We start from the raw sequence: 22,275 nt of genomic DNA, 5'->3' as shown, positions 1-22,275 counted from the left end.
ATCACCCGGTGAACGTGACGGGGGATTGAAATCCCCACAGTGCGATGGTGGCGACCATGTCGAGCGCGATGATCGCCACCAGGCTCGCCCGAATGGCGCGCCCGGAACCGATGCCGACGCCTTCGGGGCCGCCCGTGGCGAAATAGCCCTGATAGCAATGGATCAGCACGACGGCGATGGCGAACACCATCACCTTGACGGTCGCGGCGAACACGTCCCACCCGACCACGAACTGATCGAAGTAGTGGTTGTAGGTCCCGGTCGGTGTGCCGTGGATGGTCGTCACGATGAAGGCGCAGGAGGCGTAGCTCAGAATCAGCGCGACCACGAATGCGGGTGCGACGGCGAAGATCCCGGCGATGACCCGCGTCGTGACCACAAAGGGCACCGACCGGATCCCGAGTGATTCCAGCGCGTCGATCTCCTCGGAGATGCGCATCGAACCGATCTCGGCGGTCATCCGGCACCCGGCCTGGGCCGCGAAGCCGATCCCGGCCGCGATCGGCGCGAGCTCGCGGGTCACCCCGAAGGCCGAGATCAGACCGCTGAGCTGACCCAGCGACAACAGGTTCAGCGCGCTGAACGCCTCGATGCCGATGGACGCGCCCATGGCGGCGCCGAGCAACAGCATCAGGGGCACCACGCCGCCGCCGATGATCACCGACCCGCGACCCCACGTCATGTCCGTCACCATCGTGACCGTCTGCCGCCGGTAGTGCACCAGCGTGTAGGGCACCGACGAGAGCACCTGCCAGCCGAAGCCGATCACGAAGCCGATCGACTCGATCGGACCGAGCGGCCGGATACCGCGGCGCCGGAGTCTGCCCACCCAGCGCAGCCCGGCGGGATAGTACGGAGCGGCGCTCATCAGGCCATCCTCACCGGGAAGAACACGGTGACCACCTGGGTGATCACGGTGTTCAGCACCACGGCCGCGGCGATCGACATCACCACGGCCGCGTTGACCCCGTCGGCGACACCGCGCGGTCCACCCTTGGCCTCCAACCCGCGCTGACAGGCGATCACGACGACCAGGAACCCGAAGATCAACGCTTTGACCAGCGAGACCCACACGTCGATCGAGGTGGTGAAGGAACCGAAGGACTGCCAGTAGCTGCCCGGGGTGACGTTCAACGCCGATACCGCGACCACGAACCCGGAGCTGATACCGACGAAGATGATCAAGATATTGAGCAGCGGCGCGACCAGCATCATGGCCGCGATGCGGGGCACCACCAGCCGCTGCACCGGGTCGATGCCCATCACCCGGAGCGCGTCGACTTCTTCACGGATGGTTCTCGCCCCCAGATCGGCGGCGATCGCGGCGGCGCCCGCACCGCCGAGCAGCATCGCGGTGGCCATCGGCGCGCCCTGTTTGATGACGCCGAGACCACCCGCGGCACCGATCATCGAATCGGCGCCGAGTTCGGACACGATATTGCCGACCTGGGCGGAAACGATGACACCGAACGGGATGGCCATCAAAATGCTCGGCACCGCGGTAACTCTGATCAGAAACCAGGCCTGCGCGAGAGTTTCGTGTATCTGGAATCGCCCGCGAACGGCGTCGTTCGCCCCGAGATAGACGGCGCCGGCGCCCATCCGCAATGCCCGGCCGAGCGTTGCCACGCTCGAAAGGACGGTCTCGGAGAAGTTGCGTCGAATTATCCGGGCCGCACTCGCCTGTTCCGCCTGCGATACATCCGGGTCGCCCGTGTCCGCCGCACCGACCCGAGCCGGTGCGACTTCGCCGTCTACCCCTGCCATGGCGGTGACCGTACCATATGATTTGGACCACATTCCAGACACTGGTCCAGATTTCTGACCAGCCTCGAAATCCGCCGACAACGGCCGGTCGAGGCCCTCCTTCGGCCTGGAAACCGTTGTGCCGAACTTGTGTCGATGGTACCGTCCAGACACATGTCCAGCTACCTGTCTCCCTCGGTGCGATCGACCCCAGCACCCGGTGGCGACGACCTATCGAAACCGGGGTATTCACGATGACGAGCGCTGCTGTGCAACCCCTGACTTTCGACCCGTACGACTACGGATTCCACGATGATCCGTATCCGACTTACCACCGCCTGCGCACCGAGGCGCCGCTTTATCACAATCCCGATCTCGATTTCTGGGCGCTTTCCCGGCATTCCGATGTGATCGCGGCTTTTCGCGACAGCAACCGGCTCTCCAGCGCCAATGGCGTCTCCCTCGATCCGGCTGCCTGGGGTCCGCATGCGCATCGGGTGATGTCGTTCCTGGCGATGGACGATCCACGGCATATGCGGATGCGCAGGCTCGTCTTCAAGGGATTCACACCGAAACGCGTCGCCGAGATGGAAGTCCGCATCCGAGAGATCACCCTGGAACATCTCGAGCCGGCCCTCGCGCGCGGCAGCTTCGACTGGATCGACGAGGTCGCGGGCAAATTGCCGATGGACGTCATCTCCGAACTGATGGGCGTGCCCGAGCCCGATCGCGCCGAGATCCGCCGGCTGGCCGATCTCGTGGTGCACCGCGAAGAGGGCGTCCTCGATGTACCCGTCGACGCGATCGACGCCTCGATTCGGCTGTTCGGCTACTACGCCGACATGGTCGCCCAGCGCCGTGCCGCGCCCGCCGACGATCTCACCTCGGCGCTGCTGGATGCCGAAATCGACGACGACACCCTCACCGACGAGGAGATCATCGGCTTCATGTTCCTGATGGTCGTCGCCGGAAACGAAACCACCACCAAACTTTTGGGCAACGCACTCTACTGGGCGGCGGCCAATCCCGCGGAATACGCCAAGGTGGTCGCCGAGCCGGAACTGGTGAGCGACTGGGTGGAGGAGACGCTGCGCTACGACACCTCCAGCCAGATCGTGGCCCGCACCGCGGCGGTCGACCTCGACTACCACGGCGGCACCATCCCGGCAGGCGCCAAGGTGCTGCTGCTGATCGGCTCGGCCAATCGCGACGCGACCGCCTTCGACAACGGCGACAGCTACGTGATCGACCGCAACGACAGCAGCGCACTCGCCAGTTTCGGTGCGGGCGTGCACTTCTGCCTCGGCGCGCACCTGGCCCGGCTCGAAGCCACCATCGTGCTCGGCGAATTCGCCTCGCGCGTCACCGGATACAACGTCGACGCCGACGGCATCGAACGGGTGCACTCCACCAACGTCCGCGGCTTCGCCAAACTCCCCATCACAGTAGAGGTGAGCTAGTGCCCCGATTCGAACCCCATCCCGACCGCAGACCCGCGCTGATCGCCGGCGCGTCCTCCGGAATCGGCGCCGCGACGGCCGTCGCGCTCGCCGAACTCGGCCATCCGGTGGCCTTGGGCGCGCGCCGGGTGGAGCTGTGCGAGGAGATCGCGGCCAAGATCCGCGCCGGTGGCGGCGAGGCGTACGCCCACCGTCTCGACGTCACCGATGCCGACTCCGTCGACGAGTTCGTCACGGCCTCCGAGCGCACGCTCGGCCCGACCGAGATCCTCGTCTCCGGCGCGGGAGATATCGAATTCTCCCTGGTCGGGGAGATGGACCCGGAACGCTTCCTGTTCCAGGTGCAGGTCCATCTCGTCGGCGCGCAACGTCTCGTGCACCGGGTACTGCCCGGGATGACCACGCGGCGGCGCGGCGATCTGGTCGTGATCAGCTCCGATTGCGCCGACAACCCGCGGCCACGGTCCGGCGCCTACAGCGCCGCCAAGAACGGGCTGGAGGCGATGGTCGGTCAGTTGCGAATGGAACTGGAGGGCACCGGAATTCGCGCCTCGCTGGTACGCCCCGGTCCGACCCTCACCGGAATGGGCATGGATTCGACTCCCGAGATCGTCGGGCCGGTACTGCAGGACTGGAAGAACTGGGGCTTGGCCCGCCACCCCTACATGCTGCGACCGCACCACCTCGCCGACGCGGTCGCGACGGTGGTCTCGGTCCCGCGGGGCGCGCACATGGTGCTGGTCGAGGTGCAGCCCGAGGCACCGCTGCGGCCGACGCCGGACGGAGGAGCGTCATGAGGATCGTGGTCGACCTGGACCTGTGTCAGGGACACGGCGTCTGCCAGGACGAGGCGCCCGCGGTCTTCACCGTGCCCAAGCGCGGCCCGGTCCAGATCACCGACGCCACCCCGGGCGCCGCGGAGCACAAGGCCGTCGAGGCCGCGATCCGCTACTGCCCCACCCGAGCTCTGTCGATCGCCGACGGTGGCGAATCCGACTCCCCTGCGAAAGGCACAGACTGATGGCAAGTTTCGAGCGGGCCGAACTCGACGAGATGATTCGGCGCTGGGTCGTGGAGAACCAGCGATGTGAGGAGAAGGGTGACTGGAAGCCCCTCGCCGAGATGTACACGGCCGATGCCACCTACGGCTGGAACTATGGCCCCAAGCAGGAGTTCATGGCCGTCGGCCGCGACGAGATCCGCGACTACGCACTCGGCCAGGAGATGCTCGGCCTCGAGGGGTGGACCTACCCGTATCAGGAGTTCGTCGTCGACGAACGCAGCGGCACCGTCATCGGCTTCTGGAAGCAGATCAACGAGGGCAAGCGCGCCGACGGACGCCACTACTCCCCCGAGGGCATCGGTGGCAGCTGGTTCCGCTACGGCGGCGACTTCCAATGGTCCTGGCAGCGTGACTTCTTCGACTTCGGCAATGTCTCGGCGATGTTCCTCGACATGATCACCGACAACGCGCTGTCGCCGGGCATGCACCAGCGCATCGAGCGCTCCGTCTCGCGTGACCCGCTGCCCGGTTGGTACCCCATCGGCGAATCGCCTGCTTCCCTGTGGTGACGTCGATGAGCAGGTACTCGGAACTGTCCCGAGACCAGCTGGCCGCGCTGGTCCCCGAACTGCTGCTGTGCGGTCACCTCATCGACCGGTCCGGGATGGCGCACACCATCGCCGCCTTCGGCCGCGAGGGAATGACGGCGGTCGCGATCGAGGAGTGGCAGCTGGCCAGTCCGATCTACACCCGCCGGATGCAGCGAGCGTTGAGCTTCACCGGCGACAGTGTCGAAACCATCTTCAAAGGGCTGCAACTCGACATCGGCGCGCCACCGCAGTTCATGGACTTCCGGTTCCGCGTGGACGACCACGATCACGGGGAGTTCTGGCTCGATCACTGCGGGGCGCTGGCCGATGTGGAGCCGATGGGCGAGGAGTTCGTGGTGGCGATGTGCCACGACATCGAGGACCCCACCTTCGATGCCACCGCCCTGGCCACCAACCCGCACGCCCAGGTGCGGCCGGTGCACCGCCCACCGCGCATGCCCGCCGACCGGACTCCGGTGTGCGCGTGGACGGTCGTCATCGATTCCGCGCACGTCCCGCCCGAGGTCCCCCGCAACGCCGCGCTGCTCGCGAATTCCGTTGCCGCGGGGCTGGAGTTGGCCGAGATCGACGCGAGCGAGGAGGGCCTGTCCGACTACACCGGTCCGCTCCTGAGCGATCTGCGGTTCGCCGATTTCTCCCATGCGGCGTTGCGGCGGATGGCCGACGAGATCTGCCTGCAACAGCACCTGCTGACCCTCGGGTTCATGGTCGCCATCGGGGAACGCGCCGATGCGGCGACCGCCCTCGGCATCGGGCGCAAGCAGTTCGCCGGGATCGCCGGGCTGACCTCCGAGCGCATCCGCGACTGCCTGGATCTCGGCCGCGATCCCGCTGCGCTGGCCAAGATTCTGCGCGTGCATCCGGCATTGAACCCGCTGGGCTACACGGGAATCGATATCGCGGTAGTGGACTCTGTGGTGCGTCTGCGGTTTCCGCATTCCAGCGGGGCGCGGACCGACGGTGCGTGGCCCTCGATGCTGACGCCCGAGGACCTTCGCCCGCTCGATGCCCTTGTGCGTGGAGTCGACCCGCGATTCGTCGCGCGGGTGGCCGCCACCGACCAGCACGGCTGGACCGTCGAGATCGACCGGGCCGAACAACCCTTCCGCGAAGCGTCCGAGGTCGCGGTGACCCGCTTCAGCACCGGTGCGAGCTTCGCCTTCACCGACCGGGGCAAACCCCTGCCGCTCACCGTCGTGTGAGAGATCGTCGAGAGATGGATTGACATGGCCAACAACTTCGCCGACCTGTTCGAACACTCCGTCGACGCCATGCCCGATCGGATCGCGCTGATTCAGCGCGATCGTCGAGTGACGTTCCGGGAACTCGATATTCGTGCCAACCGGCTCGCGCACCAGCTCGCCGAGGCGGGCGTCGGCCACGGCACGCACGTCGGATTCCAGATGCACAACAGCATCGAGACCATGGAGACGTTACTCGCGTGCTTCAAGCTGGCCGCCGTCCCGATCAATATCAACTACCGGTACGGGCCGACCGAGCTGGCCTATGTCTACAACAACGCCGACCTCGAAGTCCTGCTGTACCACGCCTGTTACACCGAGACAGTCCGCGCGGCCCTCGCGCTCGCTCCGGAACTGCGCTTGTCGATCTGTGTCGACGACGACCGCGACGTCGGTACCCCCGAGACCGGCGCGGTCCTGTACGAGCAGCTTGTCGAGGCGGGAAACCCGATCCGCCCCTCGGTCACTCGCACCGCGGACGACCTGTTCATGATGTACACCGGCGGCACCACCGGCATGCCGAAAGGCGTCATGTGGCGTCAGGAGGACATGTGGCGTGTGCTCGGTGGCGGCGTCGACTTCTACAGCGGTGAACCGGTGCGCGACGAATTCCAGCAGTCCGCGACCGGCGCCCAGGGTGTGCCCGCCATCTGGTTCGTGCTCCCGCCGCTGATCCACGCCGCGGCCATGATGCCGACCTTCAACGCGCTGTGGTCGGGCAACAGCGTGCTGTTCGAGCCGCGCTTCGACCCGGAGCGGATCTGGCAGTCCGTGGCTACCCACAAGCCGCACGTCATGGTCATCACCGGCGACGCGATGGCCCGCCCGCTCATCGACACCTACAGCGAGAAACCGGTGGACGCCTCCTCGCTGCTCGTCATCGCCTCCGGGGCCGCGCTGCTGTCCCAGCCCGTGAAGAACGCGCTGCTGGAGCAGTTTCCGACGTCGATGGTGTCGGACTCGATCGGCTCGTCCGAAACCGGTTTCGGCGGTATCGGTTTCGCGCAGAAGGACGACGATCCGGCACGCGGACCACGAGTGCAGACCGGGCGCGGGGCGGTGGTCGTCGACGAGGACGGACGGCCCGTCGCCGCCGGCGAGGAGGGTTGGCTGGCCAAGACCGGCGCGGTCCCGCTCGGCTACTACAACGACCCCGAACGCACCGCCCGGCTGTTCAAGACGGTGGACGGTGCCCGCATCGTGGTCACCGACGACCGTGCCCGCGCCGAGTCCGACGGCTCGATCACCCTGATCGGACGCGGCAACATGGTGATCAACACCGGCGGGGAGAAGGTGTTCCCCGAGGAGGTCGAAGCCGTCGTGAAGTCACACGACGCGATCTACGACGCGGTCGTCATCGGTGTCGCGCACGAACGGTGGGGCCAGCAGGTGGCGGCGATCATCTCGATCGCCCCCGACCGCACCCTGGACTTCGACGCCGTGCGCACCCATCTGCGCCCCCACCTCGCCGGGTACAAGATCCCCAAACGCATCTGGATAGCGGACACGATCTCCCGCTCCCCCAGTGGCAAACCCGACTACCGCTGGGCCAAGGACTTCGTCGCCGGCCGAACCCCCGACCATCAGTCCGAGTGAGGCATCGCCGCGCTCGTCAGATGATCTTGGCGTCGATCAGCAGCTTCCAGATCTCGCCCTGGTCGACGACCTCGACCCCGAGCTTCTCGGCCTTCGCCAGCTTGCTGTCACCGACGCCCGCTCCGGTGATGAGCAGGTCGGTGTTCGCCGAGACCGAGGAGGCCGCCGTCGCGCCCGCCTGCTCGCACAGGCGCTGGAACGTCGGGCGGGCAACCTTCTCGCCGGAGCGTGGGTCACTGATCGCACCGGTGATCACCACTGTTTTGCCTTCGAGGGGTGCGCCTGCCGCGATGACCGGCGGCAGGTCCTCCTCGCGCACATCCAGGGACACACCGAGCTCGCGCAGGCGGTCCAGTTCCGGGCGCAACCGCGTCAGGTGGGCGACCAGGGAGGCGGCGACCTTCGGGCCGATGTCCTCTACCGCGACCAGTCGTTCCTCGCCCGCGTCGGCGACCTCTTCGAGGGAGCCGAAGCCCGACCGGGCCAGGCGCGCGGCGGTGCCGTCGGAGGCCATCGGGATGGCGAGGCCGATCAGGGCGCGGCGCAGGCCGACCTGGCGGCTGGCATCGATCGAATCGATCATGCGCGCGGCGGAGACCTCGCCGATGCGATCGAATTCGAGCAGCCGCTCCTTGGTGAGCGTGTAGAAGTCCGACGGGCTTTCGAGAATGCCTGCCTCGGCGAGGCGTTCGATCCACACTCCCCCGATGGCGTCGATGTCGGCCGCCGCGCGCGAGGCCCAGTGGATCAGCCTGCGCACTGTTTGGGCGGGACAGGCGACGTTGGTACAGAACAGCTCTCGGCTGTTGCCCTGCTCGATGACCGGCTGAGCGCACGAGGGGCACTCGGTGGGCGAGATGATCTCGAGTTCCTCGCCCGTGCGCTTGGCGGCGTCGAGCACACCGGCCACGAACGGGATGACATCACCGGCGCGGCGCACCAGCACCGTGTCACCGACCTTGATGTCACGGGCGCGGATCACCTCTTGGTTCGCCAGCGTCGCCTTCGTGACCGTTGTGCCGCCGACGAACACCGGCTCGAGCCAGGCGACGGGGACGATCTTGCCCGTCTTGCCGACATCCCAGATCACCTCGCGCAGCAGCGTGGTCTTCTCCTCGGCGGCGAACTTGAACGCCAGCGCACCGCGCGGGGAGTTCGACCGGGTTCCGGCCGCCGCGTAGGCGTCACGATCGGCCAGCCGTAATACCGCGCCGTCGATGTCGTAGTCCAGATCGTTGCGGCCCTGCTCGATCTCGGTGATCGCCGCCTGGGCCTGCGCGGCGTCGGCGCACAGCCGCATCTGCGCACCCGCGACCCCGATCGCCCGCAGTCCTTCCCCGAGGTCGTGCGCGGCGTCGTCGGCGGCGGTATCCAGGTCGAAGCCGAAGAACTGCAAGCGCCGTTCCGACACGGTCGCCGGGTCTTTCGCGCGCAGGGTGCCCGCCGCGGCATTGCGCGGATTGATCAGTGGCTTGTCGGGGTGTGCGGCGTTGTAGGCCAGGAAGGTCGAACGCAACATCACCGCCTCCCCACGCACCTCGACGCGGCCCGGCAGGTCGATCCGCTCGGGGACCCCGTCGACGAGGGCACGGACCAGTGGGGTCACGTCGTCACCGGTGGTGCCGTCACCGCGGGTGACAGCACGCGCCAGCCGCCCGTTCTCGAAGACCAGCGCCAGCGACAAGCCGTCGAGCTTGGGCATCACGACCACCGACTGACCGGGGAATCGATCGAAGAACGCCTCGACCTGCTCGGGCTTGGTCGCCTTCTCCAGCGACAGCATCGGCCGCGAGTGCCGGACCGGGGCGTGCAGCACCGCGGGCGCACCGACCTGCTCGAGCGGATTCGGGTCCGGTGCGAGGTCGGGGTGCGCCTCGATCAGGGCGCGCAGCTCGTCTTCGATCGCATCGAATTCCGCGTCGGCGACCAGCGGCGCTCCCTGGTAGTAGGCGTCGCGCAGCGCCACCATCCGGTCGGCGAGTTCTTGGATACGTTCCCCTGTTTCCACGGGCAAGACGCTACCGATACCCACCGACATCTACGGACCGACATTCTCGAGCTGTCAGGATCGGGGGAAGCTCACCCCGTTCGGCCGAATCCCGTGAGCGGCAGGTGTCGCCGTTCGAACTGGTCACAACGCTACTTCGCATGGTTGCCGGTGAACGCCACCGAGACGCCGAGCCCGATCATCGACAAGCCCCCGACGGTCCCGAGCGTCTCCTCGCGTCGCGGCGACCGGCTGAACCAGTCGCGCAGCCGTGCGGCCAGCACCGCCCAGAGGCTGTCCGACACCAAGGCGATCGCGACCGCGATCAGGCCGAGCAGCAAGATCTGAAGCTGGACTTGCCCGGCGCCTCGATCCACGAACTGCGGTACGACGGCGGCGGCCAGGATGAACGACTTCGGGTTCGACGCGCCGACGACGAAGCCCTGCCGCACCGAGGTCCGCCACGGCAACGCGGAGCGTTCCGGGTCCAGGTCACCCGCTCCGAACGCCGCGCGGTGCCGGATCGCGTTGACCCCGAGGTAGACCAGGTAGGCCGCGCCGGCGATTTTCACGATCCAGAACACCGTGGCCGACTCGGCGACGATCGCACCGAGCCCGACCGAGACCAGCGCCAGCACCGTGAGCAGGCCCAGGGTGTTGCCTGCCACGCTGGCCAATGCGACGGACCGGCCGTGGGCGAGAGCCCGGCCGATGGCGAAGACCACACTGGGGCCGGGAATTACGATGATGATCAAGGCCGCCACGCCGAATGTGACCAGCTGTTCGAGACTGAGCATGCGACCACGCTAGACCCCGTCTGGGGGACGTACTGATCTGGCGGCGTTCCTACTTGGCATCGCCGTAGCACTGCACTACGGCGGTGGTGAACGGGAAGCGGACCGGCGTCTGCCCGAAGGCGATCCGGCCCGCGGTGTCTGCGGCGGTGGTGATCGCTTCGGCCACCACAGCGGCCTCCTCGGTCGGGCAGTGCACGATCACTTCATCGTGCTGGAAGAAGACCAGTTCCGCACGGAGGTCGCGGATCGCGTGCCGGATTCCGGCCAGGACCAGCAGGGCCCAGTCGGCGGCACTGCCCTGCACGACGAAGTTGCGGGTGAAGCGGCCACGGGCACGGGCGGCGGAATCGGCGCCGAACTCGGTGCGGGTGTCCTGGGGCGGGTCCGCGTCGTCGAGCGCGACCGACAGCGGTGTGCAGGTACGCCCCAACCAGGTGCGGACGAGACGGCCTTCCTCGCCGGCGCGCGCGGCGTCGTCGACGTAGGCCACGGCGGCGGGATAGCGCCGGCGCAGGCCCGCGAGGTGGGTCAGAGCGTCGCCGGAGGTCTGGCCGTAGATGGCGCCGAGTAGCGCGATCTTGGCTTGATCGCGATCGCCGCCGAATCCGCGGGCGGCCAGGTCCGCGTAGAGGTCCTCGCCACGACCGGCCACTTCCATCAGCCCTGGGTCGCGCGAGATCGCCGCGAGGATCCGCGGCTCCATCTGGTCGGCGTCGGCGACCACCAGCGACCACCCGGGGTCGGCCCGGATCGCTTGCCGGACGATCTTCGGAATCTGTAGTGCGCCACCACCGTTGGTGGTCCAGCGCCCGGACACTGTGCCGCCGGGTAGGTATTCGGGACGGAAGCGTCCGCCGTGCACCCACTGTTCGAGCCAGGACCAACCATGCGCGGTGTAGAGGCGATACAGCGATTTGTAGGCCAGCAGCGGCGCGACCGCCGGGTGGTCGATCCGCTGGAGCTCCCATTTCCTGGTGGAGGACAGCAGGATTCCGGCGCGACCGAAAGCCCTGATGATGTCGGCGGGCAGGTCGGGCCGGACTCGGACTCCTGTCCCGAACGCCCGCGACACCTCCTCGGCCAGTTCCGCCATCCGCCGCGGTTCCGATCCCCCCGGAAAGCGCTCTCCCAGCATCGAATCCAGGAGTTCGCGGTGGACGTCGGCGCGCCACGGAATTCCGAGCTGCCCCATCTCGACGGCGACGAGCATGCCCGCCGATTCGGCGGCGAGCAGCAGTCGCATCCGCTCGGGATGCTCGGCACGAGCGGTGCGCGCGACCTGTCCCGCGTACACCGCCAGCAGGGCGGTGAACTCGTCGATCCCCGGCGGCAGTGGCACCGGGCCCGACTCGAACAGCGACGGCTGCGTCTCGGCGGCCCGCACCGGCGCGTCCGGCGGGACGGCCAGGTTGTGCAACCGTGCCCAGCCCGCCGCCAGCGAGCGCGCCTGCCCCGCCTGTCCTTCCTCGTGGCCGATCAGCAACGACTCCGCCGCCTGGACGTCGTAGCACCGTTCGACCCATACGCCCGCTGCCGGCAACGCGCGGTAGATGTCGGCCGTGGACCGCCAGACCCACCGCTCCACGTCCGGGCGGGTGCGCACCGCCTCGACGAGCGAGGGCTCGTCGAGCACCGGTCCCGCCGGGTGACCGTCCTGATCGAGCGGACACAACCGAGCGCCACCCTCGCCCGTCTCCGCTATCGCCCATCTCACCTGCCAGAGTCTGACACCGGGGTCCGACAACCAGCGGCACCCGCACGCCGACGACCAGCAAAAACCCTACGAAACGCCGACCGCGGCCTGTTCTCGACGCTCGCGCGAGGGCATCGCCAAGGTGAGCACCGCCAGCACCAGCGCCACGGCGGCGATGGCGCCCATCATCATGATGCTGCCGCCGAGGCTGTGCGAACTGAAGAACACTGTGGTCAGCACCGCGAGTCCGACCGCATTGCCGACCTGTTCGATGGTGGGCAGCACACCGGAGGACTCGGCCATCCGATTCGCGTCCAACCCGGACAGCATCATCGGCTGCAACTGCACGCCGAACAGGCCGACACCGAACCCGGCCGCGAACACCGGACCGGCGCAGAGCAGCGCATTCGCCACCCCGTCGACCAGATACAGGTACACCCCGCCCGCGCCGATACATCCGCCGAACAGCGCGATCCCGGCGGCCAGCGCCCAGATATCCCAGCGCGGCACCAGAATCAGCGAACCGAGAGCCCCGGCGCCCGCACCGAGGGCGAACAGGGTCATCACCATGCCGGTGAGCAGCGGCGAGTAGCCGAGCACATCCTGCATGGTGATCGAGGCGGCGAACACGAACGCGGTGAACAGCCCGAAGAACGCGCCGACCAGCACCGAGCCGATCCGGAAGCCGTGGTTGCCGAACAGGTCGAGGCGCACGAGCGGGTTGGCGCCGCGGTCGGTGCGGGTGCGTTGCTGGGCGAGGAACGCCGCCGTCAGCACGAGCCCGGCACCGGTGACGGCGAGCAGGTCGAGCCGCCACCCGTGCTCCTGGATCTGAGCCAGGCCCGCGATCAGCGCGAACAAGCCGAGCCCGGACAGCGCGGCACCGACCAGATCGAGTTGGTGACGACCGCCCGGGCTGCTCCGGTCCAGGAATTTCCAGGCCAACGCGAACGCGAACAGCCCGATCGGCAGGTTGATCAGAAAGACCGACCGCCACCCCCACCCACCGATATCGATGGTGAGCAGCACGCCGCCCACGATGGGTCCGAGCATCCCGGCGAATCCGGCCACTCCCCCATACAGCGCGAAAACCAGGGGATGGCGCTCGCGCGGAAAACCGGCTGTGAGAATGGCGATCGTCTGGGCGGCCATCCCCGCCCCCGCCGCACCTTGGACCACCCGCGCGAGCACGAGTTCGGTAGGGCCGGAGGCCAATCCACACCACACGGATGCCGCGGTGAAAGCGACCACCGACACCAGGAACATCGTGCGCCGACCGACCATCGCACCGATCCGCGCGGCGGTGAGCAGGGTGCAGGCGAACGCCAGCGCGTACCCGGAGATCACCAGCAGCTGCGCCGACCTGGACGCACCGAGGTCGGCGGTCAGACTCGGCAGCCCGGTGTTCACGATCGTCACGTCGATCATCTGCATGAACACCGCGATCAGACAGGCGCCGAACGCCAGCCACGCGCCGAGCTCGGGCACCCGAGCCTTCGCGACCCCGGTGGTCTCGCTCACGAGACCAATTCCATCGTGGCGCGCGGGGCCGACATCGACATCTGGGTCGGGAAACTCAACTGCACCATCCGGTGCGGCGCCGCCACCTCGAACAGGGCGATGAACGGCGGCACGACCGAGCCGACCATCTTGTCCAGCATCCCGTTCACCTGGTCGAAGCCGGGCCGCAACCGCACCTGCCAGCACGGGAACACCCCGGCCGGTCCCGCGAAGACGACCTGCTTCTCCACCCGGACGAGCAGTGGCCAGTGCACCGACGCCGCGAGCCACACGTCGACCGTGTCGACCAGCCCGTCGGCGAAGTCCAATCCGCGCAGCATCGTCAGCCCACCGGCGATCGGCATCACATTCGGCGGGAACGGACCGGGCAGGCCACCGAATTGCAGATGCACGGTGTCGACGAAATTCACTTCCTCGCGCGAAACCACCGTCGATCCCGACCGGGTCTGCGCGCGATAGCTTTCCGCGTGCAGTCGCCCGCCGATGCGCCCTATGCGCTGCTCGACGGTCATCACCAGTTCGCGGTCGCGCCCGCTCTTGTCCTCCGGGCTCGCCTCGAGTGTCGTGTGGTAGCCGCCCCGGTCGTGCACGACGACGTGCGATATCTCGAAGCCGCCGGGCTCGCCGGTGATGCCGACGCGGTATCTCGACTTCTCGCCATCGGGAATGCCGGGGTCACGAAAGATGGTCGGGACGAATTCTTCTCGGATCATGGGTGCTCCGCGGCGCTGTCGATGATGGCTTCGAATACGGACTTCATGGTGGCCAGGTAGCGGCGCACCGACTCCTGCGCGATCGCGGTGTCGGGGAAGATGACGCTCAGCGACGTCCGGCCCGGTAGCCGGTTGATCCAGATGAGTGCTTCCTCGGAGGCAGCGCGGTTGGCGAAGACCCCGGCGTTCATGCTGTCGAACAGCTCGTTGCCCAGAAAGTCCCTGGCGTCGATGAACGAGATCATCGGGGTGACCCACCCCGGCTCGGCCTTGATCTCGGAATCGGGGGGCAGCAGATCGAGAACACGGTGAAAAGAAGTGGGCGCCAGCAGGAGTCCGCTGTCGTAGGCCCGCTGCGCGAGCGCTAGCGCGCGGGCGACCGTGGTGCGTTCGCTGAGCGGGAACGCGACCGGAACGAGCGTCACGTACCAGCCCACCGAATTGTTCTCGGCCGCCGAGGTCCTGGTGCTCACCGGGGTCATGCCGAAGTAGTAGTCCGAGCCGACCAGCTCGCGTTCGGCCAGTGCGGCCGCGGCGAACACACCGCCGACGAATTCGGCGCCGTTGGCACGGCAGACCTCTTCGAATCGATCGGCCTCGTCGTCGTCGAACAGCACGACGCTGCGGTGGGCGCTGCGATGGTATCCGTCGGTCTTCTTGCCGAGGTCGAGGGGGAAGACCGGAAGCTTGTTGTCGTTGCCGCCCAACAGTGCCAGCCATTTCTTCACACCTGGCGAAGACAGGCTCTGCTGATCGCTGAAGAACCGCTCGTTGCGGCAATAGTCGAGATAGCTCGCCGCGGGCGCGAGCGGTTCGGCCTCGTCCCACAGCTGCGCGGCGTAGAGCTGGGCGAAGTCGGCCGCGGACAGGTACTGCCCGAGACCGTCGGTGTGCAGGTGGTCGACGGCCAGGTACACGGTGGTCGAATCGCCGTGCTCGATGGTGCCGAACGTGAAGCAATCCCACTGGAACGGGCCGGGTGTCGTTTTCTCCACGTGCCGGCAGATCGCCTCGGGGTCGTCGATGGAGCCGTAGTCGACCGGCACGAACTCGACATCGGCTTCGGGCACCAGATGTCGCCGCACGCTGCCACCGGCTTCGACGGCGAACCAGGTGCGAAAGGTGTCGTGGCGCAGCAGGAATGCGTGGATCGCCCGGGTGATCGCGTCGCGGTCGAGGTCACCGGTGGGGATCTCGGCGGTGACCAGGCACAGGCCCGAGAACCGGAAGTCCGCGCCAGCGTGCCGGTCGGCCAGGCGCAGGTACTGCTCCTGCTGGAGCGAGGGCGGTGCCGGATGGACCGGCGCCCTGGCCGCGCGCGCGACCGAGTCCGCCGAGGCGAACCAGGTGACGAGCCGACCGGGCGCCGGGCGCCATTCGTCGATCAAACCGAAGTCGACCATCAGTGCGATCCCGCCATCGAGACTTCCGCCGGCCGCTCGACGGTCCACTGGTCGGGCACCTCGACGATCGGCGGGGCGGATTCACCGGGCGCCACCTCCGGAAGTGGCGGTGTGACAGCGGGTTCGGAGGCCAGGATCAGCTCCGCGACCTTCGGGCCGGCCTGTTCCAAACTGAACGATCGGCCCATCTGCATCGACATCAGGTCGATGCCGAGCGTCTTGGTGACCCGCGCGCCCAGTTCGACCGCCATCAACGAGTCGAGCCCCAACTCCGGTACGGGCACCGTCATGTCGATCGACTCGACCGGCACCCCCATGACCACGGCGAGTTCGTCGGCCATCTTGCGGGCGATCGCGGGTCCGCGCTTGGCTTCGTCCATCGCGGCGAGTTCGGCGCGGAGCTTGGCCAATTCGGAGGTGTCCTTGGCCGAGGATTGCGCCAGCGCGGCGGTGCGGCCGGTGCGCACCAGCTGCGGGAAGGTTCCGGTCAGTTTCGCCCAGTCGGTGGGAATGATCGCCGCGTTCGTCACGCCGAGGCGCAGGGTCTGTTCGAGGTAGGCGGTGGCGTCGGCCATGTCGATCGGACCGAAACCCACCAGGTCCAGATACTTTTCGGCGGTTTCATCCGATGCCATGCCGCCCGAGGCGCCGGACAGGTGGCCCCAGCCGATGCACAGTGCGCGCTCCCCCGCGGCGGCCCAGCGCCGGGCCAATGTTTCGACGGCGACGTTGGCGGCGCAGTAGTTGTATTGACCGTAGATCCCGTACATCGAGCCGCCCGAGGAGCACAGCACGAACATGTCGAGGGTGATACCCGCGTCCGCTACCGCCTGGTGGATCACTTGTGCGCCATGGACTTTGGGACGATAGACCCGGTCGAGCTCGTCGCGCGCCATGCTGGCGAGCCGGTTGTCGGCGACCGCGCCCGCGGCGTGGAACACCCCGCGCAACGGGTGTTGTGCACTGTGCGCGCGGGCGACGATCGCGGCGACGGCGGCGGCATCGGTGACGTCGGCGTGTTCTTCGATCACCTCGATGCCCACCGCGCGCCACACCTCGAGCTGGCGGCGCGCCGTCTCGGTCGCGGCGCCGCTGCGCCCGACCAGCACCAGCCTGCGCGCACCGCGCAGCGCCAGCCAGCGGCCGATCGCCATCCCGAATCCACCGAACCCGCCGGTGATGAGATAGTTTCCGGCACTGTCGATGTCGAGCGGCGGCAGCGAGGGCCGCACGGGCGGCAGCGGGTCGTCCATCCGCAGGGCGACCCGGCCGACACGCGAGGACCGCAGTGTCTCCTCGAACGCCTGGCTCACCTCGTGTGTCTCGAACATCTGGTACGGCAGCGGGGTGTAGACGCCTTCGGTGACCTTCTCGAACACCCGCTCCAGCAGTCGCGACAGCCGTTGCGGGCGCACCGCGACCAGGCGATCCAGATCCATCGAGTAGTAGGCGAGGTTCTTGTCGAAGTTGGCCAGTTCCAGCAGACCACCGGTGTAGATGTCGGCCTTGCCGACCTCGACGATGCGACCGAATTCGGCGGCGGCGTTGAAGTTCTGGCGCAGGATCTCGCCGGGTGCGCTGCTGATGATCACGTCGGCACCGGCGCCGCCGGTCAGCGCGAGGACGTCGTCGACGAAGTTGAGCGAACGCGAGTTCACCGCGAAATCCGCGCCCATGGCCAGGACGTGTTCGCGCCGCTCGGGCGAGCTCGCGGTGCCGATGATACGGGCGCCGATGGACTTGGCCACCTGGATGGCCGCGGTGCCGACGCCGCCTGCCGCACCGTGGATCAGCACGGTCTCGCCCGGTTCGAGGCGGGCCAGGTCGTGCAGGGCGTATTCGGCCGTGCCGAAGGCGATGGTGCTGGTGCAGTAGCCGGGATCGGTGTCGGCGGGCACGATCACCGCCAGCGCCCGATCGACGACGGCGAATCGGCGCATCATGCCCTTGGATGCCACCGCGACCTTGTCGCCGACCGCGACGTCGGTAACCTCGGCGCCGACCCGGACCACGGTGCCGATGCCCTCCATACCGGGCACGGTGCCGAAATAGGTCGGCGCGAGTTCGCGTTCGCCGAGCAGGCCGATGACCTTGAGCGGATCCTTGTAGTTCAATCCGATCACCGCCATCGCGACCTCGATCTGGCCCGCGGCCGGCTCCGGACGTGGGCATTCACGCCATGCCACCTGCGAGAGCACCCGCGTACGTGGCATATCCAGCTCGAAGTTCGCCGCCGGATCGGCCAGCGGGTGCGACGTCTCGAGCTCGTCGATCCGCTCGGGTAGCGGCTTGGTCACCATCGGCGCCCAGCGCCGGCCGTCACGCAGCAGCACCTCGTCGCTGTTGTCGAAGGTGAAGGCACCGGGCACACCCAGTTCGGCGACGAGTTCGGCGACGGTGGTGCCGGGTTCGGTGTCGACCAATCGCCAGCGCAGCGGGGTCTGCTCGTTGAGCAGCACCCGGCGGCCACCGGCGAGCGCGGCCTGGCGCGGGTTCGGTGCGACATCGCTGCCGGGAACCGTGAAAGCCGATTCGGTGACCAGCGTGGCGTGGACGTTGCCGTCACCGAAGCTGATCTGCGGCGGGGCCCCTTCCACGGTCGGGGTGACGTACTCCGAGACCGAGACCGCGACGCGCTTGAGCGTCCACAGGTCGGCGACATCGTCGGTGCCCGCACCGACCACGACACAGACGTGGGTGCGCTGCGTCTCGTCGGCTTTCGCCGCCTCCAGATTCGCGACGAGCTCCGATTCCAGTTCGTCACTGTCCGGGTCGACGAGCAGCACCCGCGACCCCGGGATCGCGGCGGCCAGTTCGGCGGTGCGCGGGCTGTCACCGAGCGCGACGATCACCGTCGACACCGACCCGGCTTCGGCCAGTGCCGCGGGGTCGATCGGGTCACGCTCTTCGAGCACCTCGGTGTAGTAGAAGTCGGCCATCCGGTGCAGCGGGCTGTCACCGGGCTTGAGCGCACCGATCTGCAGGCCGGTCAACCGTGCCACCAGGTTTCGGTCCCGGTCGAGCAGGTCGACATCGGCGCGCAGGCGGGCGCCGGGGTCACGGCGGGCGATGACGGTGATCTCCGCGGGGAGTTCGGCGAGCAGCCGCACCGCGTTCACCCCGACGGGCACCATGACGCCCTCGTTGATCCGTTCGTCGGTGAAAAGCATGGCCGCGCACTGCATCGCGGCGTCGACGACGGCCGGATGCGCCAGATGTCGCGAGTCTTCGGCGATGCTCCCGTCGACGGTGGCCAGCACCACGTCGCGTCCCACCCGCACGGAGGTCACCCGCTGGAACGTCGGACCGTATTGCAGCCCGGCCGAGGCCAGGCCCGCGTAGAACATCGCCGGGTCGACATCGACACCGACCTCGATGGTGGGCACCTCGACTTCGGTCTGCTCGTGGCTGCCGGTCAGCGTGCGCCCGGTCGAGTGCACCGTCCACGCTGTTCCGGTCGCGCTGCGCGATCTGATCATGAAGCGACCGCTGGCCTCCTCGACGCTCATCGCGACCAACGGCACATCGGGGGCACCCATGATCAGCGGCGCGACGAACCGAACGCCCTCCAGCGCAACCTGTTTGCTGCCGATCCGCGCGGCGGTGGCACTCAGCGCGGCATCCAGGTACGCCGCGCCGGGCATGATCTTGACGCCGTTGACGACATGGTCGGCCAGCCACGGCAGCAATTCGGTGCCCACCTGCAGCAGCCACTCGGGGCGGCCCTCCACATCGGGGTCGCCGAGCATCGCGTGCCCGCCGGGTGTGCCGAGGCGGGCCTGCTCGAACAGTGGCAGCGCCGAGTGCAGGCGGGTGCGCTGCCAGGGATAGCGCGGCAGCGGTACGTGCGCGGTGACGCCACGCTCGGCGGGGAACAGCAGTTCACGGTCGAGTACCCCGGCGGCATGCAGGCCGATGAGGGTGCGCCGGATGCTGTGCGAATCGGACTGCTCGCGGTCGAGGGTGGGCACGGTGGTGCCGTTCACGTCCGCGTCGACCAGGGCCTCGCGGATATTGCCCGACAGCACCGGGTGGGGGCCGACCTCGAGGAAGATCCGGTTGCCCGCGGCGATCAAGCTCCCGACCGCGGCGAAGAACCGCACCGGCTGACGGACATTCGACCACCAGTACTCGGCGTCCCAGTCGCCGTTGGTGACGAGTTCCCCCGTCACCGAGGAGTACAGCGCCACCGTGGGCGCCTGCGGCGCCAGATCGGCGAGCGCCGTGCGCAGTTCGTCGTGGATCGGGTCCATCAGGCGACTGTGATACGGCACCTCTACCCGCAGCCGACGCGCGAATATGCCGTCCTCCGTGAGCTTCTCGGCGATCTCGTCGAGACGGTCGACGTCGCCGGACAGGGTCAGGGAGGTGGGGCTGTTGATCGCGGCGATGTCGACGCGCGCATCGTCGGCGACGAGCGCGTCGGCCTGTTCCTTGGTCAAGCCGACGGCGAGCATCCCGCCGGTCCCGGCGGTCGTGGCCTGCAGTCGCGCTCGGTGATAGGCCACCCGCACCGCTTCGCGCAGTGTCAGCATGCCGCTGACATACGCCGCCGACACCTCACCCACACTGTGTCCGACGATGGCCGCGGGGACGATGCCGTATTCGGCCAGCTCGCGTACCAGACCCACTTGGACGAGGAAGTTCGCGGGCTGCGCGACCTCGGTGCTGGTCACCCGGGACTCGTCCTCCGGCTTGCTCAGCTCCTCGATGATCGACCAGCCCGCGATCGCGCGGAATTCCGCGTCGATCTCCTCGGCGGTCTCGGCGAACACCCCACCGGCGGCGAGCAGACCGCGAGCCATCTTCCAGTGCTGCGGTCCCATACCGGAGAAGACGAACACCGGCTCGGCGGCGCTGGAGGACACCGTGCGGCCGGCGTCGCGCCCGGTACCCGATGCGTACTCGTGCAGTTCACGGACCAGGTCGTCGGTGGAACCGTCGAGGAGTACACCGGTGCGGAACGGGTGGTGCGCCATCCGGGTCCACGCCGCTTCGGCCAGCCGGTCCGGGTCGGCCCCCGCGGAGATCAGGTCGGCGAACCGGCCGGCCAACGCACGCGCGGCACCCGTACTGCGGGCCGAGATGGGCAGAATGCCGAGGTGGCGGGCCGGTTCGGTCGGCGTTTCGGGCGCGCGGAACTCCTGCAGGATCGCGTGGGCATTGGTCCCGCCGTAGCCGAACCCGTTGACCGCCACCGACATCGGCGCGGCGTCGGCGGGCAGCGGTTGCGCCTCGGTCTGGATGTGCAAGCCCAGCTCGTCGAACGCGATGTCGGGGTTCGGATCGTTGAGCCAGCCCTGCGGCGGCAACGTGCGATGCCGCAGTGCCAGTGCGGCTTTGATCACGCTGGCCACGCCCGCGGCGGCCTCGGTGTGACCGATCGTGGCTTTTACCGAGCCGACGCCGATGGTGCCGCTGCGCCCGGACGCGGCACCGAAAACCCTGCCGAGAGCGCGCAATTCGACCGGATCACCGACCAGCGTGCCCGTGCCGTGCGCCTCCAGATAGGTGATCTCGTCGGGCGCCAGGCCCGAGCGTTCGCACACGGTGCGGGCCAGCGCCTCCTGCGAATCGGCGTTCGGCACCGTGATCGCGGTCGTTCGCCCGTCCTGATTCGACCCGGTGGCCTTGATCACCGCGTACACGCGATCACCGTCGCGGACAGCGTCGTCGAGCTTCTTCAGCGCCACCATTCCCGCGCCTTCACCGCGACCGTAGCCGTCGGCGGACGCGTCGAAGGACTTGCAGCGGCCGTCGGTGGCCAGGAAGCCGCCTTTGCACATGAGCACGAACGTTTCCGGCTGCAGCATCACATTGACCCCGCCCGCCAGCGCGACCTCGCAGTCGTCGTTCTCCAGCGCCTGGCAGGCCAGGTGCAGCGCGACCAGCGACGACGAGCACGCGGTGTCGACGGTGATCGCCGGACCGATCAGGTTCAGCGCGTAGGCGATGCGGTTGGACAGCATCGTGTAGGAGGCGCTGGCCGGGGTGTGCATGTCGGTGTGGAACAGCGCGGGGCCCACCACGCCGATCACCGACTGGTCGACGACGAAGCCGCCCACATAGACCCCCACCTGCGCGCCGGCGGAGCGCCCCGCGATCCCGGCATCGTCGAGGGCCTCCCAGGTCACCTCGAGCATCAACCGCTGCTGCGGGTCGAGCACCGTGGCCTCACGCGGTGAGATCCCGAAGAAGTCGGGATCGAACTCCCACGGATCGTTGGTCATGAAGGCGCCGTGTTTGGTGTAGCTGCGCCCCGGGGTCCGCGGTTCGGGGTCGTAGTAGCGGCGCCAATCCCAGCGATCGGCGGGCATCTCCACGACGCCGTCGCGCTTGTCGACGATAAAGTCCCAGAACGATTCCGGGGAATCGATTCCGCCCGCGAACCGACATCCGATTCCGACAATGGCAATATCCGACACGCAATTTCCTCCGGCTCGACCGGCCTGTGGCATTTGACCGTTGGTGTCAACGTAGAAGCCCACCACCGCGGCGATCGTG

Annotated in this window: 15 protein-coding genes; 6 read left to right on the top strand and 9 right to left on the bottom strand. The window is 68.1% G+C overall.

All coding sequences use genetic code 11. The features are described from left to right. Position 1: 1 nt before the first annotated feature. Together ACFTS5_RS12340 and ACFTS5_RS12335 are read right to left on the bottom strand one after the other, a co-directional pair. Positions 2–868, bottom strand: a complete 867-nt coding sequence (locus ACFTS5_RS12340; RefSeq protein ID WP_378630298.1) for an ABC transporter permease — start codon at positions 866–868, stop codon at positions 2–4. Further along, the gene (locus ACFTS5_RS12335; RefSeq protein ID WP_378630297.1) at positions 868–1,767 is read right to left on the bottom strand and encodes an MlaE family ABC transporter permease; all 900 of its coding nucleotides are present in this window, start codon (positions 1,765–1,767) and stop codon (positions 868–870) included. The genes ACFTS5_RS12340 and ACFTS5_RS12335 overlap by 1 nt, the downstream gene beginning before the upstream one ends. 233 nt (positions 1,768–2,000) lie before the next feature. Here ACFTS5_RS12335 and ACFTS5_RS12330 point away from each other — a divergent pair, with 233 nt between their 5' ends. The 6 genes from ACFTS5_RS12330 to ACFTS5_RS12305 are packed head-to-tail and all read left to right on the top strand — an operon-like array spanning position 2,001 to position 7,657. Continuing rightward, positions 2,001–3,206 (top strand): cytochrome P450, encoded by a 1,206-nt coding sequence (locus tag ACFTS5_RS12330; RefSeq protein WP_378630295.1) that lies wholly within the window; start codon positions 2,001–2,003, stop codon positions 3,204–3,206. Next, on the top strand, positions 3,206–4,003 hold the full coding sequence (locus ACFTS5_RS12325) for an SDR family oxidoreductase (protein WP_378630293.1): 798 nt from the start codon (positions 3,206–3,208) through the stop codon (positions 4,001–4,003). Before ACFTS5_RS12330 ends, ACFTS5_RS12325 begins: the two co-directional genes overlap by 1 nt. Then, positions 4,000–4,227 carry a ferredoxin gene (locus ACFTS5_RS12320; RefSeq protein ID WP_378630291.1) on the top strand — a complete coding sequence of 76 codons (228 nt, stop codon included), beginning with the start codon at positions 4,000–4,002 and terminating at the stop codon, positions 4,225–4,227. Before ACFTS5_RS12325 ends, ACFTS5_RS12320 begins: the two co-directional genes overlap by 4 nt. Then, positions 4,227–4,778: a nuclear transport factor 2 family protein gene (locus ACFTS5_RS12315; protein ID WP_378630289.1), complete on the top strand. Its 552-nt coding sequence runs from the start codon at positions 4,227–4,229 to the stop codon at positions 4,776–4,778. Before ACFTS5_RS12320 ends, ACFTS5_RS12315 begins: the two co-directional genes overlap by 1 nt. A 5-nt stretch (positions 4,779–4,783) precedes the next feature. Next, the gene (locus ACFTS5_RS12310; RefSeq protein WP_378630288.1) at positions 4,784–6,022 is read left to right on the top strand and encodes a hypothetical protein; all 1,239 of its coding nucleotides are present in this window, start codon (positions 4,784–4,786) and stop codon (positions 6,020–6,022) included. 24 nt (positions 6,023–6,046) lie between these two features. After that, complete coding sequence (locus ACFTS5_RS12305) at positions 6,047–7,657, top strand: acyl-CoA synthetase (protein ID WP_378630286.1); 1,611 nt, start codon at positions 6,047–6,049, stop codon at positions 7,655–7,657. Between the two features lie 16 nt (positions 7,658–7,673). Here the strand turns inward: ACFTS5_RS12305 and ligA are convergent, their stop codons facing one another. From ligA to ACFTS5_RS12270, 7 genes are all read right to left on the bottom strand, one after another. Continuing rightward, complete coding sequence (gene ligA / locus ACFTS5_RS12300) at positions 7,674–9,665, bottom strand: NAD-dependent DNA ligase LigA (RefSeq protein WP_378630283.1); 1,992 nt, start codon at positions 9,663–9,665, stop codon at positions 7,674–7,676. Positions 9,666–9,796: 131 nt separating this feature from the next. Continuing rightward, positions 9,797–10,441 carry a LysE family translocator gene (locus ACFTS5_RS12295; RefSeq protein ID WP_378630280.1) on the bottom strand — a complete coding sequence of 215 codons (645 nt, stop codon included), beginning with the start codon at positions 10,439–10,441 and terminating at the stop codon, positions 9,797–9,799. A gap of 49 nt (positions 10,442–10,490) precedes the next feature. Further along, positions 10,491–12,155 carry a bifunctional 3'-5' exonuclease/DNA polymerase gene (locus tag ACFTS5_RS12290; protein ID WP_378630277.1) on the bottom strand — a complete coding sequence of 555 codons (1,665 nt, stop codon included), beginning with the start codon at positions 12,153–12,155 and terminating at the stop codon, positions 10,491–10,493. Between the two features lie 66 nt (positions 12,156–12,221). Then, positions 12,222–13,655 (bottom strand): MFS transporter, encoded by a 1,434-nt coding sequence (locus tag ACFTS5_RS12285; protein ID WP_378630275.1) that lies wholly within the window; start codon positions 13,653–13,655, stop codon positions 12,222–12,224. Then, positions 13,652–14,368, bottom strand: a complete 717-nt coding sequence (locus ACFTS5_RS12280) for a hypothetical protein (protein ID WP_378630273.1) — start codon at positions 14,366–14,368, stop codon at positions 13,652–13,654. The genes ACFTS5_RS12285 and ACFTS5_RS12280 overlap by 4 nt, the downstream gene beginning before the upstream one ends. After that, complete coding sequence (locus tag ACFTS5_RS12275) at positions 14,365–15,771, bottom strand: condensation domain-containing protein (RefSeq protein WP_378630271.1); 1,407 nt, start codon at positions 15,769–15,771, stop codon at positions 14,365–14,367. The genes ACFTS5_RS12280 and ACFTS5_RS12275 overlap by 4 nt, the downstream gene beginning before the upstream one ends. Next, positions 15,771–22,196, bottom strand: coding sequence for a type I polyketide synthase (locus ACFTS5_RS12270; protein ID WP_378630269.1), 6,426 nt, complete (start codon positions 22,194–22,196; stop codon positions 15,771–15,773). The genes ACFTS5_RS12275 and ACFTS5_RS12270 overlap by 1 nt, the downstream gene beginning before the upstream one ends. Positions 22,197–22,275 lie beyond the last annotated feature (79 nt).

It is taken from the genome of Nocardia sp. NPDC056952, assembly GCF_042674185.1.
Taxonomy (GTDB): Bacteria; Actinomycetota; Actinomycetes; order Mycobacteriales; family Mycobacteriaceae; genus Nocardia.
Note: the sequence above shows the minus strand (reverse complement) of the source record. Positions and strands in the feature narration are given on the sequence as shown.

Coding starts and splice junctions, on each gene's coding strand:
- ACFTS5_RS12280 (WP_378630273.1), bottom strand. CDS start 14,368: ATGATCCGAGAAGAATTCGTCCCGACCATCTTTCGTGACCCCGGCATT.
- ACFTS5_RS12320 (WP_378630291.1), top strand. CDS start 4,000: ATGAGGATCGTGGTCGACCTGGACCTGTGTCAGGGACACGGCGTCTGC.
- ACFTS5_RS12310 (WP_378630288.1), top strand. CDS start 4,784: ATGAGCAGGTACTCGGAACTGTCCCGAGACCAGCTGGCCGCGCTGGTC.
- ACFTS5_RS12330 (WP_378630295.1), top strand. CDS start 2,001: ATGACGAGCGCTGCTGTGCAACCCCTGACTTTCGACCCGTACGACTAC.
- ACFTS5_RS12275 (WP_378630271.1), bottom strand. CDS start 15,771: ATGGTCGACTTCGGTTTGATCGACGAATGGCGCCCGGCGCCCGGTCGG.
- ACFTS5_RS12335 (WP_378630297.1), bottom strand. CDS start 1,767: ATGGCAGGGGTAGACGGCGAAGTCGCACCGGCTCGGGTCGGTGCGGCG.
- ACFTS5_RS12340 (WP_378630298.1), bottom strand. CDS start 868: ATGAGCGCCGCTCCGTACTATCCCGCCGGGCTGCGCTGGGTGGGCAGA.
- ACFTS5_RS12305 (WP_378630286.1), top strand. CDS start 6,047: ATGGCCAACAACTTCGCCGACCTGTTCGAACACTCCGTCGACGCCATG.
- ACFTS5_RS12315 (WP_378630289.1), top strand. CDS start 4,227: ATGGCAAGTTTCGAGCGGGCCGAACTCGACGAGATGATTCGGCGCTGG.
- ACFTS5_RS12295 (WP_378630280.1), bottom strand. CDS start 10,441: ATGCTCAGTCTCGAACAGCTGGTCACATTCGGCGTGGCGGCCTTGATC.